Annotated in this window: 5 protein-coding genes; all 5 read right to left on the bottom strand. The window is 51.6% G+C overall.

Annotated features, from left to right (window positions below):
• Positions 1-692 precede the first annotated feature (692 nt).
• Positions 693-2,411, bottom strand: coding sequence for an extracellular solute-binding protein (locus PAECUDRAFT_RS20000; protein WP_040713413.1), 1,719 nt, complete (start codon positions 2,409-2,411; stop codon positions 693-695).
• Between the two features lie 281 nt (positions 2,412-2,692).
• Positions 2,693-3,406, bottom strand: coding sequence for a beta-glucanase (gene bglS, locus PAECUDRAFT_RS19995; protein WP_006039960.1), 714 nt, complete (start codon positions 3,404-3,406; stop codon positions 2,693-2,695).
• 401 nt (positions 3,407-3,807) lie between these two features.
• Positions 3,808-9,366, bottom strand: coding sequence for a non-ribosomal peptide synthetase/MFS transporter (locus PAECUDRAFT_RS19990; RefSeq protein ID WP_006039959.1), 5,559 nt, complete (start codon positions 9,364-9,366; stop codon positions 3,808-3,810).
• Positions 9,367-9,373: 7 nt separating this feature from the next.
• Positions 9,374-10,678: a glycosyltransferase family 4 protein gene (locus tag PAECUDRAFT_RS19985; RefSeq protein ID WP_006039958.1), complete on the bottom strand. Its 1,305-nt coding sequence runs from the start codon at positions 10,676-10,678 to the stop codon at positions 9,374-9,376.
• A 37-nt stretch (positions 10,679-10,715) separates the two neighbouring features.
• Complete coding sequence (locus PAECUDRAFT_RS19980) at positions 10,716-12,569, bottom strand: non-ribosomal peptide synthetase (protein ID WP_006039957.1); 1,854 nt, start codon at positions 12,567-12,569, stop codon at positions 10,716-10,718.
• Between the last annotated feature and the right edge of the window lie 268 nt (positions 12,570-12,837).

Genomic DNA, 12,837 nt, shown 5'->3' with positions numbered 1-12,837 from the left:
ATATGACCCGTCATCTAAACGCGATCGGCCTCCACGCCTTGGCCAGGTACAACGAAGGAATGTAAGGGCAATGACCCGTCGAGACATGGGAGGGTGAACCTCCAAGGGACTAGTGGAGTTGTGCAGCAGAACGTCAATGGAAAGTGCGTAAACGCGTAACTTCTGTTCCCGCATACCCGAAAGTGCCATCGACTAGTCTCGCCCCTACAACTCTGCACTGTATCTGCCATCTAAGTTGTTGAAATCCTGTGAATGGCAGAGCATTCGTGAGATAAACCCTTAAATACGAGGGACGGACTCCAGAGCCGTTATTTAGCCCACTTGCAGCTTCAAAGGGACTGATTCGTTCACTTAGCGGCTCCTGGGTCCGTTACAGCAGAAAAGTGTCCGATTGGGGCCGAATAACGGCTCCCCTGTCCGTTAGAGCAAACGGCCGCTCGCTGCCGACGATAAACACACGATTCATCAATGCCAGAACAAGGAGATCGCATGGTCGTTGGTCTGATTAGCTGACCGTTTTGTTACGCAGCTCAAAACAAAAGAAAAACCCTACGTTTTAAAAACGCAAGGTTTTTCCACATCGCGGACTACCCATCGGGAATCCGCCCTTTGATTTGACGGCCCACCGCTCGGGCAACCGCTCTTTCATACAGCGGCTTCCTTACGCAGGAAGCTGCTCTTCAACGTAAACGTTACTTCGCTCCGCCACTGACGGATTGGTACCATTCATTTACCTCTTCCGTAATTTTATCGCCACCGGAAGACTTCCATTTCGCAACGAATTTGTCGAAGTCGTCGAGCGAAACTTTGCTATAAATAATCTGGGAAACGATATCCTTCTCCATCTTTTGCAAAATATCATTGCTCGTCTGCATCGTAGGCGTCGGGGCGCCTGTGAACATTTGCGGCAATACGGTATCCTTCTGGCTCATGACGATCTTAGCCGCTTCAAGCATGGATTGCGGCGAGCTTGATTTGATTTTTTTCTCGAACGGGGTCGTCGGCTCCGCTCCGTCTGCCAATTTCGATAAGGTCTGCATCATGAGGCTCGGAATCCGCGCGCCATCGAACGTAAGCGTATATTTCTCTGGGGCATAGCCGCCGGTATGGGCTGCATCAGTTACTGGCTTGCCGTCTAGCATCACCCAGTCATAGCCTTCCGCGAGACCGTTCTCGAACTCGCCGCCCACTGACGGGTTTGCAAACTGATCGAACAAATAGTTCTGGTAGGTGAAGAACGCCTCTGGATGCTTCATATCTTTATTGATAAGAACAGCGCCGTTCACGTTGGCCGTGCCGTGTCTTCCCGCTTTGCCGTCTGGCCCCGTTGGGATCGGGTACGCTTTGTACTGCGCATCCTTGTTGTTTTTCTTCACGTCCTCAAGCGGCCATGCCGGCATCCAGTGAGGTCCGACCACGATCCCTGCTTTTCCTGCCGTAAAATCTTCCGCTGCTTTCGCTTCGTCATACAAGCCTGCTTGCGTAGGCAAATAGCCTTTGGACATCCAGCTTTGCAGCGTTCCCAGCGCCTGCTTCGCGCCAGCGGTTACCGTGCCGTATTCCAACTTGCCATCCGCCGTTTTATTCCATTGGTTAGGCATCGTGCCGAATGCGCCGAACACCCAGCCTGCATCCGACATCCAAGTATTGATCCAGTTTTTGAAGCCGATCGCCAGACCGTACGTATCTTTTTTGCCATTGCCATCCGGGTCTTGATTCGTGAAAGCATCCATGACCTTCTCAAGATCCGCTAATGTTTTCGGAGCAGGCAGGTTCAGCTTCTTCATCCAATCCTCGCGAATCCACATGACCGGATCGCCATTGTAAGCGTAATCCAGAATCGGAATACCGATCCGCTTGCCATCCTGCATGAACGGATACCACACGGAAGGATCCTCGTTCACCGCATCCTTCCACGTTTGGCTGGCGTACTTGTCGAACAACTCGCCCGCATCGATGAACTTGCCGGAATCAATCAAATCCCGAACGAGGTTCAGATCTCCGCGATACGAGATGATATCCGGCATTTCTTCATTCGTTGCCAGCGATAGCCGCAGCTTCGTCTCGAATGCGTTGTTCGTTGACGGCGAGATCCACTGGTTTTTCAAATCAATGCCGAATTTATCATGCGCCCATTTGGTATGGACATTGTTATCTTGATCTTCGCCCGACTTGAATTTCACATCAGGTCCCCAAGGACGCAAATACGAAATCGTAATCGGCGGATCATATTTGCCGTCCTTCATGCCGTTGCTTGTATCAGAGCCCTCCGCAACTTGCTTGCTAGCCTCTTTATTACCGCTGTCCGCCGTATCGCCGTTCCCGCACCCGCTCAAAACGGCTGTCAGTGACATGATCCCCGCCAATAGCGCGGACGGCAGCAACTTTTTATTGTGTTTATTCAACTGCATTTCCCCCTGTTTGGTCAAAGTGCTTACAACGTTCATCATAAGGATTTAGCAGTTCATGGCCTATACTAAGATTGCAACTTTGATTGCACTTATTTAGCATGTTGAAAATTGAATATGTATCTTCATTTTTTTATAATCCAATAATACTTGGTAACGATATGCGCATACAATGAGAAAATGACCACCAATATAAACCATTTATAAATAACAAAAGACAGCCTCCGCGGCAGGCTGCCTTTGGCTTGCTAGCTTATTGGAGCATCACTTACAGCCCGCTTCGCTTAATTGCTCGTATACTTTGTCCAATCATACTCCGCATAAAGCGGATTCGCCCCGTTATACGCGCCGAGCCAGCTGTCGACGCCTGTTCCGTTCCAAATATTCATCATGATCTTGCCGGGATTGGTCGGGATGTTAGAAGTCGCCGTATGCTTTAGCACCCCGTCAACATACCATTTGATCGATCCGGCCTGCCAATTAAACGCATACGTGTGGAAGCCAACGGACGCGTCGAAGCCAAGATCAACCACCTTCTCATGTCCGCCTACGCCATTCGTGAAGTAATTAAACTGCACCTTCGTCGTATCCTTGCCTAGGAATTCAATGTCGATTTCGTCCCATGGCGTGCCGTCAGAGGGACCCGTGTAAGTAAAGAACGAAGAGACAATGCCTGTGTTCTTCGCCGGCTTCATGCTCACCTCATACAAACCGTATCCAAATTTGTTCGTCGAACGGTATTCGCCACAATCGAATTTGTTATAGGCGGAGCTCGTCAAGCCTAACTTCAATTTGCCGTCACTCGTAAAATTCACGTTGTTCGCACGCCACGTACAGTTAAACATGCCGCCGTTCGAATAACCGTCTGCTTTTTGCCAAGTTGCAGAATTGAAATACGTAAGCGGCTCCCAAAATACATACGCACCGTACACGTTCGTCATGAGCGTTAAAGATAAAACAGAAGTAATTGCAATCGCCCACCAAGACTTCTTCTTCATACCGCACCTCCACCGAATTGTCCAGAAATGAAACGAATTCAACTATCCATCTTCCTACCTAACCTCCCTCCTTCCATTCGATTATTAAAGCGCTTTCATTTCTGGCATGCTTATTGTACGTTGCCGAGCAAATGCCGGACTATACTAAACTTCCAAGATGGATAGCATTTATTAAAGCCTGAGATAATCTAGCCATGCCTAAATAAAAAAATCCGCGACACTTCGCGGATTCTTCTGCCATTCACTGTTCAGAATAGGGATGAAAGCTTAGAAAGCCCATCGAAGAACACCCTCTTGCAAGAAATAGTCAAACCTCCTTTTCAAAGCATTATTATGCTCCCACATAAAATAAAACGGCATAATTCAAATTATCATTTCCCAGAAACTGCACCTATTGTGTATTATGACGGTTTAACAAGTTCGATTCCAACGCGCTGATCCAGCTTCCGCTGCAAAGTATCTTTATCCGCAATCTCTGCATCCGGAATCGCATCCTCCAGCTTGTCCTCCATATAACGCAAGGGCTTGAAGTTGAAGCCGATCGTCGACCAGACCATAACGAGTATGCCGACGACAATAATGAGTAATCCGATCCCCCTGCCTGCTCCCGCTCCAATGATCGGGCCGAAGGTATCCGCGAGAAACCCGGATTGCTGCATCGCCTTGTCGAATACGGAATCCGCAAGCACGCCAGCCAGCAAGTAGCCTAACGGCATGCTGGACATGGCAATCATCTGATTCGTTGCAAACACGCGCCCTTGCAGCTCCAGCCCGACTTTGGACTGAATCAGCGCTTGCCAGTGGGCATTCACTAACGTAACGGAAAACCAGATTCCGAATATGCCGACTGCTGTGGACAGCAAGCTTGGTTGAAGTCCGGCTATAATCATGAAGAAGCCTTCCATAATAACGAACCCGACCATGCCTGTTGCCCTTCGTTGCGTGCCGCCCCACAAACTCATGACGAATCCGCCGACCATGGTTCCGATTGCGCCCAACATCGAGACGGCGGCAAGATCGCTCGGCGAGCCGAAGGAAAGAACTAGCGGCTGAATCAATACGGTCGCTAACCCAAACAGCACATTGCCCAAGAAGAAGAAAGCGATCATGTACAACAAGGCAGGCCTTCGCGCAATAAATTTCCAGCCCATAAGCATTTCTTTAAAGAACGGCTCCTCCTGCCGATGGAACAACGTATTCGGAAACCGAATTATTGCCAGGGAAATAATCGCAAAAGCGAAGCTGACCAAGTCCAGCATAAAAATATTGGTCATCCCGATCCACGCATAGAGAGCAACCCCAATCAACGGGGCGATCAGCTCGCTGGTTGCGCCAGCTAATTGAACAATCCCGTTGGCATGCCCCAAATATTGCTTCGGGATAATCTGCGTCATCGATGCGACAAACGCAGGCCGATGGAAGGATCGCGTCACGGAGCTGACGGCTGACGTAATGTAAATATGCCAAACCTCCAGCGAGTGTGTTGCCATTAAAATAGCCAGCGCTATAAGCGGAAGGGCCATCAAAATATCGCTGTAAAGCATAACAAGCCGCCGATCATATCGATCTACGATAGCGCCAGCGAAGGGCAATGCAAGAATACCGGGAATGAGCGACGCTGCCGAGATCGCCGCAAAGTCCGATACCGCGCCTGTCTGGGAAAAAATCCATACGCCAACCGCTATCCCCGTTAAGCCTGAACCGAAAACGGATAGCAGCTGCCCGAGCACGACGATCATAAACATGCGGATGTTTGGCGTAATGCTCGGCTTCATTGCGCGCTTGTCCGCAACAGCTCCCGAGTCGGCGCGCCATGGCACAGACGGCTGCTCAGCGCCAGCCGCAGCAGTCTGCTGTTTAGCAAACGCCAATTCGCCATTGCTCTCTCCCATCGCATGATCGGAGGCTTGTGCGGTGATCTCCATCAGCTCGCTTAGCAGCTTTGCTTGGTGCTTCAAGAAATAATGGCCGGCTTGTGGAATGACGACCAGTTCCACTTGGCTGCTGAAATATTCCCACTCCTTGAATCGTTCCTCGTAAAATTCCGTCGCCCGATCCCGTTCGCCAACAATGCATGTAATCGGCGCATGGAGCGGGGTCCAATTCGTTACCGAATAGGCTCTCGTATAATAGTTCTCGCTTTCGCGCGCGTCATGCCGCAGGCAGCGAATCATGAAATCGCGCTCCGCCATATCCTCAACTTCGGTAAATCCGCCCAGCGCTTTCAGAAACTCGTGATAGGACTTGTTGGACATGCTGCGATCTGTCGGAAACAGCTTTGAGTACAGGTTGAACAGCTTGCCCGGCATGCGAGCAATCGGGAAGGTCCCGCCTAGAAACACGCACTGCAGCGGAAGCGACCTGGCTTCCATTTGCCTTGCGATCTCAACCGTTAAGGCGCCGCCCACGCAGTGCCCGTATAAAATAACGGGTCCCTGAATCGAAGCTTCGATTTCATCCACGCACATCCGCGCTACCTCTTCAAGCGCGAGCAGCCCCTCCGACTTCCGCGTATATTCATGCCCCGGAATATCGACAGCGTACAACGCAGCCCCCGCTGGCATTTGCGCAGCTAACGGCTGGTACGTGATGGCGCTGCCTCCGGCATAAGGGACACAAACGAACGACACCCGCTCCCGTATGCCCGGCTTGGTCAGCTTATGCATGATGCCATGCTCCGACTGTTCGCCGCCATCCATATACGCCGCCATAGACCGGATCGTCGGATGCTTGAAAAAGTCCATAATGCCAATCCAATCGCCCAGCCGGCGAACTGCCTTCAACGCCTTGAAGGAATCTCCGCCGAGCTCGAAGAAGCTGTCCTCCATGCCGATCGTCTCGAGGTCCAGCACGTCCTTCCAGATTTCAAGAATCCGCGTCTCTGTTTCGGTTTCGGGCGTTAAAGCGCTGGAAGACGAAGGCGCTATAGATAGCTCCATCGAAGAAAGCACAGCGAGGTCAACCTTCCCGTTAGGGGTTAACGGTAGCGCATCCAGCTCGATCATGTACGTTGGAATCATATATTCCGGCAGCTTTTGCTTGAGCAGCTTCTTGAGCTCCGCCATCGGCGCCTCTTCGGAAGAGGAAGACGCTTCGAAAACAAGGTAAGCCGCAATTCGCTTATCGCCTTTGCGATCTTCCTTCACCAGCACGATCGCATCCTTCACGAACGAATATGCCGTCATGACGGACTCGATTTCGCCGAGCTCAATGCGGAAGCCCCGTATTTTGATCTGCCGGTCCATACGGCCCAAAATTGTGACATCGCCGCTGCTCAGCAGCTTCGCGCGATCGCCCGTTCGATACATGAGTCCCTCTCGAAACGGGTTCGATAAGAACCGAGTCTCGTTCAGCTCCGGGTTATGGATATACCCCCGCGATACGCCGCTGCCCCCGACATATAGCTCGCCTGGTACCCCGACTGGCACCGGATTCAAATGAGCATCCAGCACATATGCTTGCACGTTGCCAATCGGCTTTCCGATCGGCACCATGCCGCCGCCCGCCATCAGCCCTTGCTCGCTTAGCTCGCCCGGCAACGGATAGGCCATCGCCGACACTGTCGTCTCGGTAGGTCCGTAATGGTTTTGAATTTGGCAATCCGGCCGAAGCTTTCTGATTTTGTCTACCGTATCCCAGCTCAAGCCTTCGCCAGCAAGAATTAAAACTTTGTGAGGAATGACATGCTGCGGCTGCTCAGCGCTCAACAGCACTTCAAAATGACTGGGAACGACCTTCATGATGTCGATCGGGTGCTGCCGAAAATAATCGGCGACCCCGTCGGGATCGCAGGAGCGATCGTACGTTAACACGTGAAGCGTACCGCCCGTGCATAGCGCGCCATAAATATTGGTGGTGCCGAGATCGGCAGCAAACGTGGACGCTAAGGCATAGCTGAGCGGCTCCTGTATGTTCAAATGCTTGGTCATGCCTAGAATGTAGTTGTGGAACTGGCGAAGCTCGACCCCCACGCCCTTCGGCATGCCAGTCGTTCCCGATGTGAAAATCATATACATAAGATGCTCTGGCGTTGTGCGAATTGCCGGATTTTCCCCGCTTAAGCTGTCATACCTACGTCGATCTCGATCATAATCCAGCACGGATACGCCTTGAGGATCGATGTCTGCTGCGAGCTTATCCTGCGTAATCAATACGCGCATGCCCGACGATTGGATCATATACTGGACGCGATCCTTCGGGTAGGACGGATCGATCTGAACGTATGCGCCTCCTGCCTTAAGCACCGCAAGCATCGCGATGACCACATCCGCTGTACGCTCCATGAAAATGCCTACTGCCTGGTCAGGTCCGACCTGCTGCGAGATCAGATAATGAGCGAGCTGATTGGCGCGCGTGTTCATCTCGCTATACGAATAGGTAATGCCCTCGCATACTAATGCGGCGTGATGCGGATATCGACTTGCTTGCGCTTCAATGCCGGCTACGAGATGATAATCGGATTCGTAAGCCGCCTCCGTATCATTCCACTGTTTAACGGCTTGTTCTTTCTCGGCCTCGGACATCAAGGCGATCTGCGCGATCGCCTGCTCAGGCTGCTCGCATCCCTGCTCCAGCAGGTGCATGTAATGCTCCAGCATACGGGCAATGGTGGCCTCTTCGAAGAGATCAGTGCTGTACTCCGCATGGACGATGCCCGGCGATATCGAGAACGTCAAATCGAACTTCGAGGAGTCCGTATTTCGGGAGCCGTGGAAGGCCATCGTCAGCTCCTCCGCTTCTTCTCCCCACATATGCATATTTTGCAAGACAAGCATGACTTGGAATAACGGGCTGTGGCTTAAGTTTCGTTCCAAATGCAGCGGCTCGATGATTTTATCCAACGGCAAGTCTTGATGCTCGGAAGCCTCCATCGTCAGCTGCTTCACTTGCATTACCGTTTCTCTGAAGCTCGCATGCTCGTCCAAGCGTATGCGGATCGGCAAAGTGTTGACGAAAAATCCGACGCTTCGCTCGATTTCCTCCCGATTGCGGCTTGCAATAGGCGAGCCGATAATAATATCGGCTTGTCCCGAATACCGATAGAGCAGAATCGCATAGGCCGCCATCATCGCCGTGTACAGCGTAACGTCTTCCTGCTGGCAGAACCGCTTAATGGCGGATTCTGCCTCTTTGGCAATCGGACGGTCCAAATCCGCGCCGCGCAAGCTCTTCACCGGCGGTCTAGGCTTATCAAGCGGAAGCTCAAGGATCGGAAGCTCGCCTTGGAACTTCTCCCGCCAATAGGTTTGATGATAACGGAGCACATCCCCGGTCAAATAGCTGCGCTGCCAGCTAGCAAAATCGGCATACTGCACGCTCAGCGTCGGCAATTCCAATTGCTCGTTGCGAGAATAAGCCATATAGGCTTTCATAATCTCATCCTGGATGATGCCGATGGACCAGCCGTCGCAGGCGATATGGTGAATGTTCAGAAGCAGCGTATGCTCGTCAGGACTGAGCGTGAACAGATAAGCTTTGATCGGAAATTCGGTTTTCAGCCGAAAAGGCTCAAGCGCCTTTTCTTTGATCAGCGCGTCCTTCTTTGTTCGCTTCTCTTGCTCGGGCAGCTGTCGCAGATCGATTGCCTGCAAGCCGATCGGGATGAACGGATGAACAATTTGAACAGGCTCTTCGCCTATTGTCTGATACGTCGTACGGAGCACCTCATGGCGTTCGATGATCGTATGGATCGCCTGTTCAAGCAAGGACGGCACGACATCCCCGCGAAATTCGAATACGCACGGGATATTGTAGGAGGGACTGTCTGGCTCCCATTGATGCAAAAACCAGAGCCGTTGTTGGGAGAAGGACAACGGGAACCGATTTTCGCCCGCTACGCGCGGCTGCGGCACTATCCTTTGATGCGGCTGCTCGCTGGCCATTTTCGTTTTGATCTTATCCAGCAGCTGCCGTCTCTTGTCGGGGGGCAGTTGGTTAATCCGCTCCAGCAAAACGTTCAAGCCTTTTTCACCTGCCTTCCTTCATCGTTGCCAGCAGCGCTTCCCGCTTCTCTGGCGTGAGCGAGCGAATGCGCTCCAGCATCTTGCTCTTATTGGCGTCCGCTTCTGATTGGACCTCGATGGTTATCCGATCTTCAACCGTATCGATTAACTGTTGAAAATAACGTTCGAATGGCGCAATGCCCAATTTCGCGTGAAAAGCAGCAGCCTCATCATAGGAAATGCGCGACAGCTCCTCATAATGCGCCCGATCGGAAGTCAGCTTCGTCAATGCTTCAACCCAAGGTGCAAGATCCTGATCCGGCACAATCGGCCTTGGGATGACGGAGGAGAGCAAATAGGACGTGTTATATTGTTGAATCGGCTTAACAGGGAGCAAATAGTCTATGCCCATCTTTGCTTCCGGGATGCCGCCGATACGGCTCGCAATAACGGGAATGCCGCGCAGCATCGCTTCCGTTACGACTTGTCCGAACGATTCCCCCCACAGGGACGGCATCAGGAACACTTTCGTTTGCTTATAGATATCGTTAATATTTTCGGCTGGCTTCAAAATCGTAATGTTCGGCAAGGACTTCATTTCGTCCAGTTCCTCAACCGATGTCGCCCAGGTCGGTACCGCGGCAAAGGACAGATGAGGCATTGCCCTTGCCAGCCCGATGAAGATGGAAAAGCCTTTGATCGCTGAAGGGTTAATGACGGTAATATACGGATTGTCGAAGCTGCCCAGATAAGGGAATGGCCCTTCCCCGTAGGAAGGGAAATAAATAACCTTCGAATCGAGGCCCCCATAGACCCTTGTGTAGTCTTGCAAATAGTTGCTTACCGAAACGATGCCATCCAGCCTTCTGAGCATCGGAACATCCGCCGGCTTCTCTTGATAGCTTTCCGGGCCAAAGGGTAGAAGCGTTTGGCTGTGCGACAAAAGCACCGTTCTCGCATTTGTTTCCAGCACTGCTTCCAGCATTAGCTGATTATGCGTAAGCTCCGACACGATTGTTATGTCTGGATGGAACGATTGGATTTGAGCTCTGACGAACGAATAGATTTGAAAGAAGCTAAAGACCGTATATGCCACGACGTTATTTTTGCGAATGCATAGCAGGTCCTTATTTTCCTCTAACACTTCGAACGCTTTCGCCTCGCGCTGCTTCTCGAAATACTCCTTAAAGCCCTGCACATCCGCAGACGGCGTAATGACCATGCATTCATGGCCGTTTGCCGCCAATCCCTCCATCAGTATCCGGTTGGCTTTATGGGCGCCGCCCCAAGGATATAAGTAGTCCATGTTCTGGATGAGTAAAATTTTCACGGCTGAATCCTCGCTTTCAACAAATATGGCGTTTGCACTAATTTCCTTCGAGCTGCTCCAGCTCCAGCAGCATCCGCTCGAGCTCCGACGAATCGATTTGTTCCAATTGATACTGCTCGATGGCCTCAGCCGTTTGCTCGATGGTTGGCTTCGCCCCGAAAATGACGTATAACGGGATTTCCATGCCTAGATAGCCGCGGATACGGGATACGATTTGGGTAGCCATTAACGATTGACCGCCCAGCTCGAAGAAATTATCGCGAATGCCGACTTTATCGAGGTTGAGAATTTCGCTCCAAATGTTGGACAGCGCCTGCTCCAGCTCATTGCGCGGCGCTGCATAATCCGCCTCAAGCTCAGGACGCAGATCTTCGATGGCCGGAAGCAGATTCCGATCCACTTTGCCGTTAATCGTGATGGTGAAGCTTTCGACATACATGAATCTTGCAGGAATCATATAATTCGGCAGCAGGGTTTCCAAATAGCTGCGGATCTGGCTTATGTTCGGCTTCACGTCCGAGGTTGGCTGCAGGTAAGCATGGATCGCATTTTTCTTATAATGATAAGTAACGACCGCCTCCTGGATTTGCGGATGGTTCCGCAAGCTGTGCTCTACCTCGCCGAGCTCGACGCGAACGCCAGCAACCTTAATCTGGTCATCCTCTCTCCCCATCCATTCCAGACTGCCGCTCGCATTCACCCGGCCGATATCGCCTGTTCGGTACAGTCGGTCACTGTAGCCATCCTTGAACGGATTCGGAATAAAATGCTTGGCCGTTAGTTCAGGCTCGTTTAAGTACCCGCGTGCTAAGCCAACGCTGGATAGATAGAGCTCGCCAGTTTTGCCCTGTGCGACCGTGTTCAATTGCGGGTCAAGCACATAGACCGCCACGCCATTCATCGGGCTGCCTAACGACACCGTGTCCATGTCCGGCACGCAGGTATGCATAGTGGCACAGACCGTCGCCTCCGAAGGGCCATAGGCATTCACAAAGTTCACCTTGGAGCTCCAATAACCGATTAGCTTTTTGGTGCAAGCTTCTCCTGCGCTTACAACCGTTTTGAGGGCTGGCAGTTCATGCTGCGGAAGCGTACCGAGGACGGATGGCGTCAGGGTGACGACCGTAATCTCTTTTTCTTTCATAAGCTGATAAAGCTCGTCGCCCCCGAACGTCCCCGTTGGCGGCAATAGAACGAGTGCGGCTCCGGCAATCAGCGTCGTCAAGATTTCCGATACCGATGCATCGAACGTGAACGCTGCATATTGCAGCACGCGGTCTTGTGCGGTCAATTGGAACGCCGCGATTTGCTCCTGTACGAGATTAGGAAGCCCGCGATGCTCGATCATGACGCCTTTCGGCTTGCCGGTCGACCCGGACGTATAGATCACATAGGCCAGATCGGATGGAGCGGGCTTAACAGCTGGCGAGACCGACGGTTGTTCCTGAATTTGCTCCCATTCCAGATCGAGTGAAAGGCACTCCAGTGCAGCAGTCGGTGCGATGTCAGCAACGGTCCCCTCTAATGGGGAGCTGGTTAGCAGCAGGCGGAGCTGCGTTTCTTGCACAATATGCGCAATCCGTTCGGCCGGATAAGCGGTCGTTAGCGGGACATAGGCGGCTCCAGCTTTCAACACAGCCAGCATGGAGATGATCATATCCGGCGAACGATCCTGATAGATGCCGATGATCGTTTCACGCGCTGCCCCTTTGTTAAGCAAATAATGGGCCAGCTGGTTCGATCGCTCATCGATTTCGCGATAGGTATACACGTCTGCTCCCTGTTCGATGCAGACAGCGTCTGACTTCCTTTTAGCTGCTTGTTCGAAAAGCTCGCAAATGCTGTGCTGCGCACTGGCAGCCGCATTTTTCGATATCTCTTCTAGTTTCATGATTTTCCCTCTTTTCCATTTAATTTCTGAAAATTCTGAACAATTTTTTCGCATTTGGTTACGAATTGTTCATGAATCCTCAACCTCTACTCTTCCATACGAGCAATCAGGAAGAGTTTTCTATAATTAACAATGGTAATGTGAAATGTAAATGTCGACAAGTCGCATCTTACTGAGAATATGTGTAATATTACGCTCTACAACAATAAAGCGTTTTCGTCCGAGCCGTTCGTTCCATTGTCGTAATGTTAGCCTGCTGATAACAAGA

This window comes from Paenibacillus curdlanolyticus YK9 (genome assembly GCF_000179615.1).
Classification (GTDB): domain Bacteria; phylum Bacillota; class Bacilli; order Paenibacillales; family Paenibacillaceae; genus Paenibacillus_T; species Paenibacillus_T curdlanolyticus.
This window is presented reverse-complemented; position numbering and strand designations above follow the sequence as displayed.

Bases quoted from the DNA above. Each gene is read 5' to 3' on its own strand.
- PAECUDRAFT_RS20000 (WP_040713413.1), bottom strand. From the start codon at position 2,411: ATGCAGTTGAATAAACACAATAAAAAGTTGCTGCCGTCCGCGCTATTG.
- bglS (WP_006039960.1), bottom strand. From the start codon at position 3,406: ATGAAGAAGAAGTCTTGGTGGGCGATTGCAATTACTTCTGTTTTATCT.
- PAECUDRAFT_RS19980 (WP_006039957.1), bottom strand. From the start codon at position 12,569: ATGAAACTAGAAGAGATATCGAAAAATGCGGCTGCCAGTGCGCAGCAC.